This is a genomic window from Ectothiorhodospira haloalkaliphila ATCC 51935, assembly GCF_000633935.1.
GTDB classification, from domain to species: domain Bacteria; phylum Pseudomonadota; class Gammaproteobacteria; order Ectothiorhodospirales; family Ectothiorhodospiraceae; genus Ectothiorhodospira; species Ectothiorhodospira haloalkaliphila.
Window position 1 is genome coordinate 743,041 of sequence record NZ_KK214998.1, and the last position, 16,285, is coordinate 759,325.

The 16,285-nt window shown below is 62.5% G+C and carries 13 protein-coding genes and 2 pseudogenes; 6 read left to right on the forward strand and 9 right to left on the reverse strand.

The window, feature by feature from the left end:
• Positions 1 to 63: 63 nt before the first annotated feature.
• The 6 genes from ECTHA_RS0111295 to mntA all read right to left on the reverse strand — a co-directional run bounded on the left by ECTHA_RS0111295 (position 64) and on the right by mntA (position 4,663).
• Positions 64 to 648 carry a superoxide dismutase gene (locus ECTHA_RS0111295; protein WP_025282341.1) on the reverse strand — a complete coding sequence of 195 codons (585 nt, stop codon included), beginning with the start codon at positions 646 to 648 and terminating at the stop codon, positions 64 to 66.
• Between the two features lie 215 nt (positions 649 to 863).
• Positions 864 to 1,472, reverse strand: coding sequence for a cytochrome b/b6 domain-containing protein (locus ECTHA_RS0111300; protein ID WP_025282340.1), 609 nt, complete (start codon positions 1,470 to 1,472; stop codon positions 864 to 866).
• A complete protein-coding gene (locus ECTHA_RS18075) occupies positions 1,465 to 3,087 on the reverse strand; it encodes a tetrathionate reductase family octaheme c-type cytochrome (RefSeq protein WP_051582643.1) in 1,623 nt (540 codons plus the stop codon). The genes ECTHA_RS0111300 and ECTHA_RS18075 overlap by 8 nt, the downstream gene beginning before the upstream one ends.
• Positions 3,088 to 3,196: 109 nt before the next feature.
• Positions 3,197 to 3,751 (reverse strand): glutathione peroxidase, encoded by a 555-nt coding sequence (locus tag ECTHA_RS0111310; RefSeq protein WP_025282338.1) that lies wholly within the window; start codon positions 3,749 to 3,751, stop codon positions 3,197 to 3,199.
• A gap of 89 nt (positions 3,752 to 3,840) precedes the next feature.
• The gene (hepT, locus tag ECTHA_RS0111315; RefSeq protein WP_025282337.1) at positions 3,841 to 4,278 is read right to left on the reverse strand and encodes a type VII toxin-antitoxin system HepT family RNase toxin; all 438 of its coding nucleotides are present in this window, start codon (positions 4,276 to 4,278) and stop codon (positions 3,841 to 3,843) included.
• On the reverse strand, positions 4,268 to 4,663 hold the full coding sequence (gene mntA, locus ECTHA_RS0111320; protein WP_025282336.1) for a type VII toxin-antitoxin system MntA family adenylyltransferase antitoxin: 396 nt from the start codon (positions 4,661 to 4,663) through the stop codon (positions 4,268 to 4,270). The genes hepT and mntA overlap by 11 nt, the downstream gene beginning before the upstream one ends.
• 147 nt (positions 4,664 to 4,810) lie before the next feature.
• Between mntA and ECTHA_RS0111325 the strand changes: the two genes are divergently transcribed.
• Together ECTHA_RS0111325 and grxD are read left to right on the forward strand one after the other, a co-directional pair.
• On the forward strand, positions 4,811 to 6,586 hold the full coding sequence (locus tag ECTHA_RS0111325) for an N-acetylglutaminylglutamine amidotransferase (protein WP_026623742.1): 1,776 nt from the start codon (positions 4,811 to 4,813) through the stop codon (positions 6,584 to 6,586).
• 252 nt (positions 6,587 to 6,838) lie between these two features.
• Positions 6,839 to 7,156: a Grx4 family monothiol glutaredoxin gene (gene grxD, locus ECTHA_RS0111330; protein ID WP_025282335.1), complete on the forward strand. Its 318-nt coding sequence runs from the start codon at positions 6,839 to 6,841 to the stop codon at positions 7,154 to 7,156.
• Positions 7,157 to 7,163: 7 nt separating this feature from the next.
• On the opposite strand, the gene ECTHA_RS0111335 is transcribed toward grxD, so the two are convergent.
• From ECTHA_RS0111335 to pyrC, 3 genes are read right to left on the reverse strand one after another with little or no spacing between them, the layout of a single operon-like run.
• Positions 7,164 to 8,126, reverse strand: a complete 963-nt coding sequence (locus tag ECTHA_RS0111335; protein WP_029762576.1) for a diguanylate cyclase — start codon at positions 8,124 to 8,126, stop codon at positions 7,164 to 7,166.
• Positions 8,127 to 8,185: 59 nt separating this feature from the next.
• On the reverse strand, positions 8,186 to 8,836 hold the full coding sequence (gene rnt, locus ECTHA_RS0111340; RefSeq protein ID WP_025282333.1) for a ribonuclease T: 651 nt from the start codon (positions 8,834 to 8,836) through the stop codon (positions 8,186 to 8,188).
• Positions 8,837 to 8,877: 41 nt separating this feature from the next.
• Entirely contained in the window at positions 8,878 to 9,921 is a 1,044-nt protein-coding gene (pyrC, locus tag ECTHA_RS0111345) for a dihydroorotase (protein ID WP_025282332.1), read from the reverse strand.
• A gap of 244 nt (positions 9,922 to 10,165) precedes the next feature.
• Here pyrC and aceE point away from each other — a divergent pair, with 244 nt between their 5' ends.
• From aceE to lpdA, 4 genes and pseudogenes are all read left to right on the forward strand, one after another.
• The gene (aceE, locus tag ECTHA_RS0111350; RefSeq protein WP_025282331.1) at positions 10,166 to 12,829 is read left to right on the forward strand and encodes a pyruvate dehydrogenase (acetyl-transferring), homodimeric type; all 2,664 of its coding nucleotides are present in this window, start codon (positions 10,166 to 10,168) and stop codon (positions 12,827 to 12,829) included.
• A 45-nt stretch (positions 12,830 to 12,874) separates the two neighbouring features.
• Positions 12,875 to 14,233: a dihydrolipoyllysine-residue acetyltransferase gene (locus ECTHA_RS0111355; RefSeq protein WP_025282330.1), complete on the forward strand. Its 1,359-nt coding sequence runs from the start codon at positions 12,875 to 12,877 to the stop codon at positions 14,231 to 14,233.
• 15 nt (positions 14,234 to 14,248) lie between these two features.
• A pseudogene (locus ECTHA_RS20705) lies at positions 14,249 to 14,489 on the forward strand (biotin/lipoyl-containing protein); the annotation flags it as partial.
• A gap of 92 nt (positions 14,490 to 14,581) precedes the next feature.
• Positions 14,582 to 16,027, forward strand: a pseudogene (lpdA, locus tag ECTHA_RS0111360) (dihydrolipoyl dehydrogenase); the annotation flags it as partial.
• Positions 16,028 to 16,285 lie beyond the last annotated feature (258 nt).

The following is a 16,285-nucleotide window of genomic DNA, read 5'->3' on the forward strand; positions in this document are numbered from 1 at the left end:
GATGGAGCCTGTAGCCCCTCTCCCCCCAGGGGAGAGGGGTTGGGGTGAGGGGAGCGAGCCCCTTCACCCAAAGTTTTTCGCCACAAACTCCCAGTTCACCACATTGAAGAAGTTCTCAATGTACTTGGGGCGCGCATTCCGGTAGTCGATGTAGTAGGCATGCTCCCACACATCCATGGTCAGCAGGGGCGTCATGCTGCCGTCGGTGAGCGGGGTCTGGGCATTGCTGGTGTTGACGATCTCCACCTGACCGCTGGGGTTCTTCACCAGCCAGGTCCAGCCGGAACCAAAGTTGCCGGCACCCGAGGCGGCGAACTTTTCCTTGAACTCGGCGAACGAACCAAAGGCCTGGTTGATGGCGTCCGCCAGGGCGCCCGTGGGTTCACCGCCGCCGTTGGGGCTCAGGCAGTTGAAGTAGAAGGTGTGGTTCCACACCTGCGCCGCATTGTTGAACACGCCGCCGGCCGGGGCCTTCTTGATGATGTCCTCCAGCGACAGGTTCTCGAATTCGGTCCCCGCGATCAGCTTGTTGAGGTTCGTCACATAGGTGGCGTGGTGCTTGTCGTGGTGATACTCCAGCGTCTCGGCGGAGATGTGTGGTTCCAGGGCCTTTTTGTCGTAAGGCAGGGGAGGCAGTTCGTGGTTCATGCATCGTCTCCTTGCTGGCCGCGCTGAGCGCGACATTGAAAGTCTGGACTCAGTCTAAAAGATGGCCGGCGCTATTGGAATAGTTTCACGTTAACGACAGCCCTGAATGATGCTGCCGAAAATGCGTTTTGGCAATGAACTCATGATAATCTCGAGCCGTCCATCACTGCCGTCAGGATACCCATGCCACAACCCCGCGGTCCACGGACCGGGGCCTACTTGGCGCTTTCGTGTTCCTTCTCCCAGCCGGTGATCATGACCTTGATCTTTTCCAGCGGGGTGTGGCCCGTCGTGGTCAGGTAGACATGTACGATCACGAAGGCCAGCATGAGAAAGGCCCCCAGAGTGTGCGCCACAGCCACCTGCTGCAACCCAATGAACTCCGGCATGAAGCCCTTCAAGCTGCCCCAGAAAAGATAGATCAGTCCGGAGATCCAGATCAGGGGATTGATCAACAGCTTGACCCCCAGATAGGCAAGGCGCTGCAGGGGGTTGTGCTTGCGTTCCACCGTGATGTGGTAGGGATGGTTGGCGCCGATGAAGATACCGTAGGCGTAATAGCGCACCATCCGGTCAATATTGCGCAGCGTCGGGATGTAGTGCTTCCATTGTCCGGTGGTGAAGTGCCAGAAGATGGCGAAGATCCATAGCCCGATCAGCAGCCAGGCGGCGATTTCGTGAACTTCCACCGCTGTCTGAAAATCCAGAAGGCTGTGGGTACCGTGGATGGCCAGCCCCGAAAACAGCAGCGTGAGGATCAGGGCTGCCTGAGACCAGTGCCAAAAACGCTCAAAACGGGTGAACAGGTAGATTCGCTTACTCATGGGGAGCGCCTCTCTTGCGCATGCGGCTGACCAGACGGGTACCACTATGGGCGGCAACCCCCAACAGCATCAGACCCGCCAAGCCGAATCCGATCCCATCCACCCAGGGATGACTGTCTCGGCCCGGTAGCCAGATGCCGGGGACATCATCCAGACGCCCGCCCGGCCGGTGGCAGTCTGCACAGGCCAGGGCGTCTTCGGCGGGAGCCACCATGTGGGTAATGGGCCAGGTCATGCGAGTGTCAACAAAATCGAATTCGCCGCTGAAGGGACGCCCCGTGGCAGCCATGCCGGCTTCGATGGCCTTGGTGAAGTCGAAATTGAACCAAAGGGAAGTGTCATTGGGGATGGCCACCTGCATGACTGTCAGCTGGCGGTGTTCCGTGTCATAGGGTTGGCGGCCGCTGAATTTTTTCACGGGCCAGATGCGAGCCTCCTCGGCACCGGGAGTGCCGCGGAAACGGTTGACGTGGAAAACCTGCCCCGGTTCCACCGGGGCGTCGGGCTGGATGTAGTCCACGCTGCCATCAAACCACAGGTATTCAGGAACCACGTTTTCCTTGGGGACGAAGCTGCCCTTGCGGCTGTCGTAGACCAGGTGGCCCTGTTCGTTCCTCAGCATGAAGGGCTTGCCGTCCCCATCCATCCGCGTGGCCTCGGACCAGTCCCAGGCCATCCTCGTGGGAACACCGCCACGCGCATAGGTCGGGATATGGCAGGTCTGGCAGGCGAGGATGTGGGCGTGATTGTTCAGGCGCTCGGCGTGCAGAAGGTCGCCGCTGTGGGGTCGTTCCCCATGGCAGGCCTGGCATGAGGCTGGATTCCGATCGTCCTTGCGGCCTCGCATGATGGGCCCCTGGGCGTCACTGGCGGTCATGGACAAGCGACTGCCAGGTACCTTGTGGTCACGGGTTTCATGGCACTGGGCGCAACTGAAGTTCAGCCCGTCGCTGGCCATGTGCACGTCCAGTTCCCGACCGGGGTCGACCAGGGAGGAATCCAGGTCGCCGTGTTTCACGCCATCGCCGCCCCCTCCATAAAAGTGGCAGCTGCCGCAAGCCTCCCGACTGCTGACCCCCACGCTTCGGGCAGCCGCCACCAGGTCCGTGGGTTCGTAAAACTTGCCCGAATCGGGTGGATATTCCGTGCGTTCGTAGGCCGGGTGACCGGCCAGACCGAAGGGTTTGACGTACTCTTCTGCGGAATGGCAAACGAGGCAGTCAACGTTGCGCTCCGCCGTGAAGTCGAACTGATCGTCCTCCCAGCCATAGCCGGCATGGCAGGCTGCGCAAAAGGCTTCGTTGGATTGATGGCCGATGCAGAAGGCGTTGAGCATCGTCTTCTTGCCCAGCGGCTTGCCCTTGACCGGATCCTGGTATTCCCAGGTCCAGTGCGGGGACTGCATGAGTTGGGCCGCCGCCTCGGTGTGGCAGCCCAGACAGGCTTCGGTGACCTCCTGCCCCGTCGCGAACGGCCCTTCCAATTCCTTGAATTTGGTGTGATCGGCTGTGGAGGCCGCCAGAGGGCCGCTCACCAGCCATATGGTCAATAATAGTGCTGTGCCCAGCACCCACCATTGGGCTGTTGCCGGCCCATCAGCGGGTGACGCGGGCATGAACCTCGCCGCGTGTCTCACCCTCCATCTCCCCGAATCTTTATTTAGTTATATTCGGAGATTATGGTGATATGACCAGAACCGATCAATGGCTTTTATCAATGCACATTCACTCTCCCAGCAACGCCTCAATGGCACGCTGGAAACGCTGCGAGTCCGGCGAGACCATGCTGGAATAGGCGGCGACCACCTGGCCGTTCCGGTCCACCAGATACTTGTAGAAGTTCCAGCGGGGCGCACGGCTCTGTCGCGCCAGTTCCTGGAAGATGGGATGGGCGTCATCTCCCCGGACTCCAATGGGCGCGAACATGTCGAAGCTCACCCCGAAGTTGCGAAAGCACACCCGGGCCGTCTCTGCCTCGTCGCTGGCCTCCTGATTGAAGTCGTTGGAGGGAAATCCCATCACCTTGAGCCCCCGGTCGGCGTATTTCTCATGGATCGCTTCAAGGCCCGAGAACTGACCGGTAAAGCCGCAATGACTTGCGGTGTTGACGATCAGCAGCGGCTGGCCGGCGAATCGCTCCCTCAGGTTCACCACCTCACTGGAATGCAGGCGCCGCATGTCGTGATCGAAAAGATCTGTATGGCCGGGCGGTTCCTGCACCGCAAAAGCCGGGGACGCAAGCAAGGGGATCAGCAGGCAGACGGACAGGAATCGGATCATGACGGGGCCTCCACGGATTGTCCCGTTTGAGACCATCCGGGAAAGCCTGAGTTCATAGGTGGGTCTTTTGTGTCCAGGCACCGTACGACTCAGGCCTGGTCACCCTGGGGGCGCCTGGCATCGCGTTTCAGGATTTGCCCGGAGTAGGCCAGAAAATCATCCAGATGGTGCTTGATGATGCTGATGGTGATGGGTAGTTGCAGGCTCTGGTAATCGTGCACGGCAATATTTCGAAAACCCACCATGCGTCTCATGACATCCGCCAGGTCCGGGCCGATCCAGCCGCCGCGATGCAGCAGCGTGAATACGTCCCGGGCGCTTTGGGGTACCCCAAGACGTTCGCGCCGGATCAGGTGCTGGCCCATGTCCAGTGCTGCTTCGCAGGCACGCTGGATATTGAGGATCGCTGCATCCTGGCGCGTGTAGTCCTGGGGGAACCCCTCGGGATTGGCTGCATATTCCTCTCGAGCCCGGGCCACGCAGCGCTCGATGGTGGCCGCCTTGTTGATCAGGACATCATCCGCCATGGACTTGCCCCCGCTTGCCGATGTCCTCCAGCAGGCCCGCGCGGGCCATGTCGAGCTCGGTCTTTTCGCTGAGTATGGCGGCCTCGTAGAGTGTGGTGCGGGTATCCAGGGCCCACCAACGCTCCCCGCGGGTGATGATCTGATATTGCATCACCGTGGAGGCAGCCCGCAGGTCCACCAGGTCCACCGGGCAGCCCGCCACATCTGCCAGTTCGCCGGATACCTCCCAGAGCAGCAGCACATCGGCATATCCCGCCACCAGAACCGCCAGGTCCAGGTCACTCTCGGGCCCGGCCGTTCCGTGAATGCGGCTGCCGAAGGCATAAATGCCCATGAGCCCCGGCACCCGGTCTTGCAGTCGCTGAATGATCTCTGCCTGATTCATCGGTTTCCTCCCATTCCCTTGAGTCTATCGTGTTTGCCCTTGGGGGGCAGGGCGGACGCAACCGGGCCCCTGAGGTGACGACGCGGGCGGTGCCTGAAATAATGACTCCCTGAGCTCAGCCTGGAATCAAACAAGGAATCACGCTTCATGTGCGGCATCTGCGGCGAACTGCATTTCAAGGGCACGCGGCCCGACCTGGCCTCCATCCGGCGCATGCTGGATCGTCTGGAGCGGCGCGGGCCGGATCACGAGGGGAGTTACTCCGACGGCCCCCTGGCCTTCGGGCATCGACGCCTGTCCATCCTGGATCTGTCGGAGCGCTCCAATCAGCCCATGGTGGACCCGGAGCTGGGTCTGGCGGTGGTCTTCAACGGCACCCTCTACAACTTCCGGGAACTGCGCGCGGAACTGGCCGGCCGGTATCGCTTTTTCTCCACCGGGGATACCGAGGTGATCCTCAAGGCCTACCATGCCTGGGGGGAAGACTGCGTCAAGCGTTTCCATGGCATGTTCGCCTTTGCCGTCTGGGATCTGCGTGAACAGCGCCTGTTCCTGGGCCGCGACCGGATGGGCATCAAGCCCCTGTATTACAGCCTCACCGATCAGCGCCTGCGCTTTGCATCCAATATTCAGGCCCTGCTGGCGGCCGGCGATGTGGACACCGGCTTCGACCCGGTGGCCCTGCATCATCACTTCACCCTGCATGCGGTGGTGCCGGCGCCGCGCACCCTGTTCAAGGGCGTGCGCAAGCTGCGGCCCGGCCACACCCTCACGCTGGAGCATGATGGCCGTGTCCGGGAGCAGCGTTACTGGACCCTGGAGGCCGTGCGGCCCGATACCCCACTGTCGCCCGAGGATTGGACCCAGGCCATTCATGACAGCCTGCGCCAGGCTGTGAAAAAACGGCTGGAGGTGGCGGATGTGCCGGTAGGCGTGCTGCTCTCCGGTGGGCTGGATTCCAGCCTGCTGGTGGCCCTGCTGGCCGAGTCCGGCGTGCGCAACCTGCAGACCTTTACCGTGGGTTTTGAGGATCAACCCGAGGAGAAGGGCAGCGAGTTCGAGTTTTCCGATCCGGTGGCCGAACGCTACGCCACGGTGCACCATCGCTTTCACGTACCCAACGACCAGGTGCTTCAGCGCCTGCCCGAGGCCGTGGATCAAATGGCCGAGCCCATGGTGGGCCAGGATGCCGTGGCCTTTTACCTGCTCTCCGAACAGGTGTCCCAGCATGTGAAGGTGGTTCAATCGGGGCAGGGGGCGGATGAGGTCTTCGCTGGCTATTTCTGGTACCCGCGCATGGTGGCGGAAACGGAAGGCTCACGGGTGGAGCGTTTCGCACGGCATTACTTCGACCGGGATCACGACGAGTTCCTGCAGATGCTGGCCCCGGAGCTGGTGAGCGAGGATCACACCCGTGCCCTCATCGAGGCGGCCCTGAACGAACCGGGGGCCGACACCCTGCTGGACGCGGTGCTGCGCCTGGATGTGACCACCCTGGTGGTGGATGACCCGGTGAAACGGGTGGACAACATGACCATGGCCTGGGGCCTGGAGGCCCGGGTGCCGTTCCTGGATCACGAACTGGTTGAACTGGCCGCACGCATGCCACCGGAACTCAAGCTGGCCGAGGGCGGCAAGGGAGTGCTCAAGCACATCTCCCGCGGGCTGCTGCCGGATTCGGTGATCGACCGCCCCAAGGGGTACTTCCCGCTGCCGGCGCTGAAATACGTGCGCGGCCCGTTCCTGGACTTCATGCGTGACATCCTGGATTCCCAGGCCTGTCGGGAGCGGGGGCTGTATCAGCGTGATTACGTGCAGCGCTTGCTGGCCGAGCCGGAGAAGCACCTCACCCGCATCCAGGGCAGCAAGCTGTGGCATCTGGCCCTGCTGGAGTTCTGGCTGCAGCGCCAGGGCGTTTCCTGAACCGTGTGGGGGCTGATCTCCCTGTGGGAGCGGGCCTTGCCCGCGAAGGCGGTGGGCACATCAGCATGGTCAGGGCGCTGCGGCAGCAGCGGCCGGAGTGTGTGCCCACCGCTTTTGGGGAGACCAACTTCCGCAGGGGGTGCGAGCCTCTGTTCCATGGTACCATACGGAATTAATCAGGTATGGTCAGGTCGCAGTGACAACGGCCCGGCCCGCCCCCTCATCAACACAAGACAACACGAGGTGATGCCAGTGGACGCTCTTGACCGCATCCGTCAGCAGGTGGAAGAAAATCCTGTTGTCATTTACATGAAGGGCACGCCGCAGTTTCCCATGTGCGGTTTTTCCAATCGGGCGGTATCGGCCCTCAAGGAATGTGGCAAGCCCTTTGCCTACGTGAACGTGCTGGCCGACCAGGAAATCATGCAGAGTCTCCCCAGCTTTGCCAACTGGCCCACCTTCCCGCAGATCTACGTAAAAGGCGAACTCATCGGTGGGTGTGACATCACCCTGGAGATGTTCGAGTCGGGCGAGTTGCAAACCATGGTGGCGGAAGCAGCGGGGGAGTAAGGCCTGCTTAGCTGACCACCACCTCATTACCCCCGGCCGCGCGGGCCGCTTCCAGATTGCTGCCAGCCTTTTTCATGAGTTCGCGGATGGTCATTAGCGGCTGCTGGTAGTCGTGGAAATGGGCGCCGATGGACACACGGATGGGCACCTTGCCCTCCGACGTGGTGATGCCATCCTGGGAAAGACTTTGCAGAACGCGTCCCAGCAGTTCCCGGTTGAACTGCTGGGGAGAGTGCACATGCAGGAGCAGGGCGAATTCCTCACCGCCGATCCGTGCCACCAGGTCGGTGGGGCGTACTGATAGTCGCAGGCGTTTGGCAAACCCCAGCAATACCTCATCCCCAAGGTCGTGGCCCAGGTGCTGGGACACCTGATCCACATGATCCAGGTCCACCAGCGCCAGGCACAGACCGCCCCCGCGTGCCTGGGTTTCCAGCACCAACACCTCCAGTCTCTGGTTCAGGGCACGTTGATTGGCGAGGCCGGTGATGGGATCGGTAGTGGAGAGGTTTTCCATGTGCTGATTGGCGGCCTTCAGGGCCGCAGACGTCTCCAGCAAGCGATTCTGCAGCGTCGCCATGCGCCCCGCCGCGAACACGCGGGCGGCGAGCTGCATGTTGTGGATCGGCTTGGTGAGATAGTCGTCCACACCCTGATGGAAGGCCTCCAGCATGGCCTCATCCCCCTCCTTGGCGGTGAACAGGATGATGGCCGTGTAGCGCTCTTCCTCCTCGTCCCGCGTGCGGATGGCCGCCGTCAACTCCAGACCGTTCATATCCGGCATCACCCAGTCTGCCAGCACCACGTCCGCTCGCCGCTCCACCAGCAGCGACAGAGCCTCGGGGGCCGAGGCGGCCAACCTGACGTCATCGTAGCCCACCCGTTCAAGGGTGTTCTTCAATACCGTCCGGCTGTATTGCATGTCATCGACGATGAGGATCGATAACGCAGGCGGTGTGGACGAGGTCATTGGAGACGATCACCTACTGAAAAAAGTGTGACTTACGTCTCCCTCTTATAAGCAAGCCATCAGGCCTTGTCCACGTTTTCCGTCACCAACGGTGTCACATGGCCGTTCCAGCGGTTCATCACATCACAAAAGATGTCGGCGGTCTTTTCGGCATCGTAGGTGGCCGAATGGGCCTCGGCGTTGTCCCAGGAAAGGCCTGCCTGCTGCGCGGCCCGGGCCAGGACGGTCTGACCATAGGCCATGGCCGAGAGGGTGACCGTGTCCAGGTTGCTGAAGGGATGGAAGGGGTTGCGCTTGAGCTTGGTGCGTTCGGCCGTGGCATTCACGAAGGCCAGGTCGAAGCCGGCGTTATGTCCCACCAGGATGGCCCGGGTACAGTGATTGAGCTTGACCTCCTGGCGCACCTCGCGAAAGACCTCCCGCAGTGCCTCGTCCTCCGGCGTGGCGATCCGCAGGGGGTGCCAGGGGTTGATGCCGGTGACCTCCAGGGACTTGGGGTCCATGTGTGCCCCTTCAAAGGGTTGCACATGATGGGACAGGGTGCGGTGGCGACGGATGTAGCCCTGCGCATCCATGCGCAGGATGACGGCAGCGATCTGCAGCAGCGCGTCGGTTTGCGGGTTGAAGCCCCCGGTTTCCACGTCCACCACCACGGGTAGAAAGCCACGGAAGCGGTTGCCCATGGGGCGAAAGTCAGCATCTTCGGTCATGGGCATAGGGTATCAGTTCTCGAGGGGCTGGGGGCTTTACCTCAGTCCACCAGTCGCCAGCTCAACTGACCACCTGCCCGCAGGGGCACCACGCGCTCCTTGCCGAAGGGATAGGCCTCGGGCAGGGACAGAGGTTCGCGCCTGAGGGTGATGAAGTCCTCGTTGACCGGCAGACCGTAAAAGGCCGGGCCGTTCAGGCTGGCAAAGGCTTCCAGCTTGTCCAGTGCGCCGGCCTGCTCGAAGGCCTCGGCATAGAACTCGATGGCCGCCGGGGCACTGAAGATGCCGGCACAGCCGCAGGCGCTTTCCTTGGCCCCCTGGGGGTGCGGCGCACTGTCGGTGCCCAGGAAGAAACGGGGATGCCCCTCTGCCAGGGCCTCCATGATGGCCACTCGGTGGGTTTCCCGCTTGAGTACGGGCAGACAGAAGTGATGGGGACGCATGCCGCCCTGGAACAGCGCATTGCGGTTCATGAGGATGTGCTGGGGCGTGACGGTGGCGCCCACCCGCTCCGGTGCCTCACGCACGAACTCCACCGCCTGGGCCGTGGTGATGTGCTCCAGCACGATCTTGAGGCCCGGGAACTGCTCCACCAGCGGGATCAGGGTGTTGTCGATGAACACCTGCTCACGGTCGAAGATGTCCACCGAGGGGGCCGTGGCCTCCCCGTGCACCAGCAGTGGTAGCCCCAGATCCTGCATGGCCTGCAGGGTGGGGTAGGTATTGCGAATGTCCGTCACCCCCGCATCGGAATGGGTGGTGGCCCCGGCCGGATAAAGCTTCACACCCACGATCAGGCCACTGTCCACCGCCTTGCGAATCTCCTTGGGGGAGGTGCTGTCGGTGAGATAGATTGTCATCAATGGATTGAAGTTCGAACCCTGCGGCAAGGCATCAAGAATGCGCTCACGATATTGCAGGGCCTGCTCCACACTCACCACCGGCGGTTTGAGATTCGGCATGATCACCGCCCGTGCGAACTGTCGCGCCGAATGCGGCACTGCATCACCCAGAACGTCACCGTCCCTTACATGCAAATGCCAGTCATCAGGGCGCCGGATACGCAGTTCTTCGATTGTTGCCATTGTGTGATTTTCCTAGATTAAATCGGGACTTGGCGTGTTGCAGTGAAGCATTTTCAGCCTTGCCCGGTTTCTTGACCTGTTGCGTCAAAAGTTCGAACATAATGGCCAAGGCGGTACAGCCCAGCCTCATTAAAACGATAACAACAGTGTTTCAAAACCACCTCCCGCGCTTGTGATGAACCACCCACTCGTGTGGGGCGATGACGAGTGTCCAAAGCCGGGCCTAACGGATGGAGAATGATTGATGAACGCGCAGACAATGCCGCAGGATCTGGACGCGCAGGAAACGCAGGAATGGCTGGACGCCCTTGAAGCCGTCATCCAGGCCGATGGCCCGGAACGCGCTCACTACCTGCTGGAAAAGCTGGTGGATCAGGCGCGGCGTTCCGGTACCTTCCTGCCTTATTCCGCCAATACCGCCTACGTCAATACCATCCCCCCGCACCTGGAGCCGGAATACCCCGGCGACGCGGAGCTGGAACACCGCATCCGCTCTTACATCCGCTGGAACGCCCTGCTCATGGTGGTGAAGGCCAATCGTATCAGTTCGGAGCTGGGCGGGCATATCGCCAGCTTCGCCTCGGCGGCCACCTTGTACGACGTGGGCTTCAATCATTTCTGGCGCGCCCCCAGCCACGAGCATGGCGGCGACCTGGTCTTCATCCAGGGGCACTCCGCCCCCGGTGTCTATGCCCGATCCTTCCTGGAAGGGCGGTTGAGTGAACAACAGCTGGATGGTTTCCGTCAGGAAGTCCCGGGGAATGGATTGCCCTCCTATCCCCACCCGTGGTTGATGCCGGATTACTGGCAGTTCCCCACGGTGAGCATGGGTCTGGGGCCCATCACCAGCATCATGCAGGCCCGCTTCATGAAGTACATGAACGACCGGGGCCTGGCCAGCAGCCGGGATCGCAAGGTGTGGTCCTTCCTGGGGGATGGCGAGACCGACGAGCCGGAATCCCTCGGCGCCATCAGCCTGGCGGCCCGGGAAAAGCTGGACAACCTCATCTTCGTGGTCAACTGCAACCTGCAGCGCCTGGATGGCCCGGTGCGCGGCAACGGCAAGATTGTCCAGGAGCTGGAGGCGATGTTCCGTGGCGCCGGCTGGAACGTGATCAAGGTGCTGTGGGGCAGCTACTGGGACCCGCTGCTGGCCAAGGACACCAAGGGCCTGCTCAAGGATCGCATGATGGAGGCCGTGGACGGCGACTATCAGAACTACAAGGCCAAGGACGGTGCTTACGTGCGCGAGCACTTCTTTGGCAAGTATCCCGAGCTCAAGGCCATGGTGGCCAACATGTCCGATCCGGATATCTGGCGCCTCAACCGCGGCGGTCATGACCCCTTCAAGGTGTACGCCGCTTACGAGGCGGCGGTGAACCACACCGGACAGCCCACCGTGATCCTGGCGCAGACGGTGAAGGGTTACGGCATGGGTTCGGCGGGCGAGGGGCAGATGCGGGCCCACCAACAGAAGAAGATGGGCATCGACGAGATCCGTGCCTTCCGGGATCGCTTCAGCATCCCGGCAACCGACGACGACGTGGAAAATCTGCGCTACCTCAAGCCCGAGGAGGACGCGCCGGAGATGAAATACATGCGCCAGCGGCGTGAGTCGCTGGGGGGCTACCTGCCGGTGCGCAAATCCATCGTGGCGCCGCTGGAGATCCCGGATCTTTCCCTGTTTGCTGGCTCGCTGGAGGATTCCGGTGACCGGGAGCTCTCCACCACCATGGCCCTAGTGCGCATGCTCACCCAGCTCACCCGCGACAAGAAGGTGGGCCATCATGTGGTGCCCATCGTGCCCGATGAGGCGCGTACCTTCGGCATGGAAGGGCTGTTCCGGCAGTTGGGCATCTATTCCTCCGTGGGTCAGCTCTACGAGCCCCAGGACAAGGACGAGGTCATGTTCTACAAGGAGGCCAAGAAGGGGCAGATCCTGGAAGAAGGGATCAACGAGGCCGGTGCACTGTCCTCCTGGATGGCTGCGGCCACCGCCTACAGCGTGCACGGCGTGAGCATGATTCCCTTCTACATCTTCTACTCCATGTTCGGCTTCCAGCGGGTGGGGGATCTGATCTACGCCGCCGGGGACATGCAGGCCCGGGGTTTTCTCATCGGCGGCACGGCTGGGCGCACGACGCTCTCCGGGGAAGGGTTGCAGCACCAGGATGGCCACAGCCACATGATGGCTGCCAACGTGCCCAACTGCATCAGCTACGATCCCACGTTCGCCTACGAACTGGCTGTCATCCTGCATGACGGCATGCGCCGCATGTACTCGGAGCAGGAGAGCGTCTTCTACTACATCACCACCATGAACGAGAACTACCATCAGCCCGCCATGCCCGAGGGCGCCGAGGAAGGCATCCGCAAGGGCCTGTATCGACTGCAGGCGGGAGGGGAAGCCAAGGCCCGGGTGCAACTCATGGGTTCGGGCACCATCCTGCGGGAAGTGATCGCCGCGGCCGACCTGCTGCGGGATGATTTCGGCGTGGAGTCGGATATCTGGAGCGCCACCAGCTTCAACGAGCTGGCCCGGGAGGGTCGTGCCACCGACCGCTGGAACATGCTCAACCCCGAAAAATCCCCGCGCGAGTCCTGGGTATCCCGGTGTCTGGCGGATGCCCGGGGTCCGGTGGTGGCCTCCACGGATTACGTGAAGGGTTACGCCGATCAGATCCGTGCCTGGGTGCCCGGACGCTACGTCACGCTGGGCACCGATGGGTTCGGTCGCAGCGACCTGCGCCAGCGGCTGCGACACCATTTTGAGGTGGACCGTTACTACGTTGCCGTGGCCGCCCTCAAGGCCCTCGCAGATGAGGGGGCGCTGCCGGTGGAAACGGTCATGGAGGCGATCCGCAAGTACGAGATCGACGTGGACAAGGTCAATCCCCTGCACGCCTGATACCCCCGGCTGTGGTGAACCTCAATTTCAGACAGGAGTTGCGTGATGGGCAACGTGGTTGAAGTGAAGGTCCCGGACATCGGGGACTTCAAGGATGTGGAAATCATCGAAGTGCTGGTGTCCGAGGGCGATCGGGTGGAACCGGAGGACTCCCTCATCACCCTGGAGTCGGACAAGGCCTCCATGGACATCCCCTCGCCCCAGGGCGGTATTGTGAAGGGCGTGAAGCTCAAGGCCGGGGAACGCGTGTCGGAGGGTACCCCGATCCTGGACCTGGAGGTGGAAAATGCCTCAGGCGATGGAGATGCTGATTCCACCGCGAAGGAGGACACGGCGACAACCTCGGGCAAAGACGAACACAAGGAATCGGCCCAGGGGACCGGGAAGGAGGCTGGACCGGCCCGGTCGGATGACACTCAACGCGGCGCAGAACAGGCAAGCGGGTCATCGGCAGCCTCGACCGGACCGCGGCCATCGCCCACTGCAGGTCTGGTGAATGAAGAGGGCTTTCGCAAGGCTCATGCCTCGCCCGCCGTGCGTCGCTTTGCCCGTGAACTGGGCGTGGACCTGGGGCGCCTGGAAGGCTCGGGTCGCAAGGGGCGCATCCTCAAGGAGGACGTGCAGGCCTTCGTCAAACGCTCCCTTTCACAGGGGGCCTCCAGCGGACTCGGTGTGCCACCAGCCCCGGAGATCGACTTCTCCCGCTTTGGCCAGGTGGAAACCCAGGCCCTCACCAAGATCAATCGCCTCACCGGCGAATACCTGCATCGCAACTGGGTGACCATCCCCCATGTCACGCAGTTCGACGAGGCGGATATCACCGAACTGGACGGCTTTCGCCGCTCCCTGGTGGATGAGTACAAGGACAAGGGGGTGAAGATCACCTTCCTGGTGTTCCTGATGAAGGCGGTGGTCTCGGCCCTGAAGGAGTTCCCCCGCGTGAATTCCTCGCTGGATGCCGCTGGCGAGAACCTGATCGTGAAGAAGTACTATCACCTGGGTATTGCCGTGGACACCCCCGACGGCCTGGTGGTGCCGGTGGTCCGCGACGTGGATCGCAAGAGCCTGGTGGAGCTGGCCCGGGAGCTGGCCGAGATCTCCGAGAAGGCCCGCAAGCGACGCCTGAAGAGCAAGGACATGGAGGGCGGCTGCCTCACCATCACCAGCCTGGGCGGCATCGGCGGCACTCATTTCACCCCCATTGTGAACGCACCGGAAGTGGCCATCCTGGGGGTTTCCAAGGCCAGGATGCAGCCGGTGTGGGATGGCAAGGCGTTCAACCCCCGGCTGGTATTGCCCTTGTCGTTGTCCTACGATCACCGCGTTATCGACGGGGCCCTGGGGGCCCGGTTCACCAGTTACCTGAGCGGCCTGCTGTCCGACATGCGGCGGATGCTGCTGTAGACGAGGAAGAGATTCATGGCAAAGGTGGTTACGATCCCGGTTCCTGACATCGGCGAATTCAAGGATGTGGAGGTCATCGAGGTCCTGGTTCAGCCAGGCGACAGCGTGGACGTGGAGGACTCCCTGATCACCCTGGAATCGGACAAGGCCTCAATGGACATCCCGTCTCCCCATGCGGGCACGGTGAAGAAGGTGCTGCTCAAGGCCGGTGACAAGGTTTCCAAGGGGGGCGACATCCTGGAATTGGAGATGGCGGACGAGGGCACCCAGGGTGACGCCTCCGGATCGTCATCATCGGATGACAAGAGCGATGCCCCGGAGGCTCAGTCCGGGGACACGAAGTCCGGAAAGTCTGCCCCGAAAGCCGCCAGCCACACGGGCGACGTGGACCAGCGCTGCCAGTTGCTGGTGCTGGGCTCCGGTCCCGGCGGCTACACCGCCGCCTTCCGGGCTGCCGACCTGGGCATGGACGTGATCATGGTGGAGCGTTATCCGGTGATCGGTGGTGTCTGCCTGAACGTGGGCTGCATCCCCTCCAAGGCCCTGCTGCATTCCGCCCAGGTGATCGAGGAGGCCGAGGAATTCGAGCGTCATGGCATCCAGTTTGGCAAGCCCGAGATCGATTTGAAGAAACTGGCGGGTTACAAGGATGGCGTGGTGAAAAAGCTCACCATGGGCCTCAAGCACCTGGCCAAGCAGCGCAAGGTCACCGTGGTCCAGGGGGTGGGCCGTTTCACCTCTCCCAACACCCTGGCCGTTTCCAGTGATGAGGGTGAACAGGTGATCGGGTTTGAGCAGGCCATCGTGGCCGTCGGCTCACGCCCCGTGCATCTGCCCAGCTTCCCCTGGGATGACGAGCGGGTGATGGACTCCACCGGCGCCCTGGAGTTGCGCGACATCCCCGAGCGCCTGCTGGTGGTGGGTGGGGGCATCATCGGCCTGGAAATGGCCTGTGTGTACGATGCCCTGGGATCTGCCGTCACGGTGTGCGAACTGTCCAGTGATCTGATGCCCGGGGCTGACCGGGATCTGGTCAAGCCCCTGGAGAAGCGCATCAAGGGGCGTTACGAGAATATCTTCACCGGCACCAAGGTCACTGCGGCCGAGGCCACTGATGAGGGTATCCGTGTCTCCTTCGAAGGGGGCAAGGCCCCGGAGCAGGACACCTTCGACCGGGTGCTGGTGGCGGTGGGGCGCCTGCCCAATGGCGGCGGGATCGAGGCCGAGGCGGCGGGCCTGCAGGTGGACGAACACGGTTTCATCAAGGTGGACAAGCAGATGCGTACCAATGTGTCGCATATCTTCGCCATCGGTGACGTGGTGGGCGGCCCCATGCTGGCCCACAAGGCCACCCACGAGGCCAAGGTGGCCGCCGAGGTGGCGGCGGGCCAGAAGTCCCACTTCGATGCCCGCGCCATTCCCAGCGTGGCCTACACCCACCCGGAGGTGGCCTGGATGGGCCTGACGGAAACCGAGGCCAAGAAGCAGGGGATCGAATATACCAAGGGCGTGTTCCCCTGGGCGGCCAACGGTCGTGCCATCAGTGTGGGCGGCGAGAGCGGGGTGACCAAGCTGCTGCTGGATGAGCACAATCGTGTGATCGGCGCCGGCATCGTCGGTCCCAACGCCGGCGAGTTGATCGCCGAACCCACCCTGGCCCTGGAGATGGGTGCCGACGTGGAGGATCTGGGCCTGACGGTGCATCCGCATCCCACCCTGTCGGAAACGGTGTGCTTCGCAGCCGAGGTGGCTCACGGCTCCATCACGGATATCCTGCCACCCAGGAAGAAGTAGCCTTTCTCCTGCCTCCCTGGCAGCAAGCCCTTGTGGAACCAGGCCCTTCCCGGAAGCAAGGCCTTCTGCCAGCAAGACCTTGTGGGGGGGGCGGGCCCTTGTGGGAGCGGGCCTCGCCCGCGAAAGCGGCGGCCCCAAACCTCCGGGCGCTGCTGCCGCAGCGCATCGCTGGCAGGCCAGCTCCCACGGTGCCGGACCCAAGGTCACGGTGCTCGGCCTGGAGAAGTGTTCAATCTTTCCCGCCGCTGGCCGATAATC